This is a genomic window from Treponema sp. R8-4-B8, assembly GCF_054786175.1.
In genome coordinates this window covers 1-453 of record NZ_BDHE01000382.1, presented here as the reverse complement: position 1 = coordinate 453, position 453 = coordinate 1, and the positions used below count along the sequence as shown (strand labels likewise).

The window sequence follows — 453 nt, the reverse complement described above, 5'->3', positions numbered from 1 at the left end:
GGGGAACTTCGCGAGGCGGGGTACAGTTCGGTGTTGCGCGCGGAAATGATGTCCCGTGAAGACGGAAAATTTATTCCGTCATTAATACAGTATGATTTGGAGTTTGGCGGGGTAAAAGAATTTATTTTGCAGGATGCCTTAATTAACTGTTACATGCAACCCAGGGGCGCCGGCATTGTTGAGCTTGATTATCTGCCCAAAGAATGGAATTATCTTGACTGCGGTTCAAACGATTACGGCAGGCGCGCGTCTTTTGCCGACGTTCTGCTCCCGTTTGAGACAAAGACTGATAAGCCCCAAGACATTATTACTGAAAAATCAAGGCTTTGTTTTATTGAGCAATATGAATCAATCGCGCAGAATAACGGAACAAGAAGCAGCAGCATAAAAACTTCCATAACGGCAAACGGGCACAGCAGCCAGAACAACAACAGATATATGCTGCTGAAAAAT

The 453-nt window shown here is 45.0% G+C and carries 1 pseudogene; it reads left to right on the top strand.

Features of this window, described 5'->3' with window-relative positions:
* Positions 1-45: 45 nt before the first annotated feature.
* Positions 46-453: pseudogene (locus tag ACYVRA_RS08865) on the top strand (hypothetical protein); the annotation flags it as partial.